Annotated in this window: 1 protein-coding gene; it reads left to right on the top strand. The window is 43.3% G+C overall.

The window, feature by feature from the left end; translation table 11 throughout:
• Nucleotides 1-291: Ig-like domain-containing protein (locus AC1M9K_RS14610; RefSeq protein ID WP_481589653.1), on the top strand; the 291-nt coding region annotated here is incomplete at both ends.

The following is a 291-nucleotide window of genomic DNA, read 5'->3' on the forward strand; positions in this document are numbered from 1 at the left end:
ACAATCTCAGGTAAGACTGAGCCAGGTGCAACAGTAAAAGTTGAAATCTTAGACAAAGATGGCAACCCTGTAGCAACAGGTGATGCGACTGTAGATCCAGAAGGTAACTGGTCGTTCACACCGACTGAAGAATTACCAGAAGGTGAATATACAGTTAAAGCTGAAGCGAAAGATGCGGTGGGTAATACTGCTACTGAAACTGCGGATGGCAAATTAACTGTAGATACAACTGCACCATCTGATACCGATGTAACGATTGATCCAATTGCGGATACAAACGATACAACACCA

The sequence above is a fragment of the Acinetobacter sp. 24-47-67 genome, assembly GCF_056779735.1.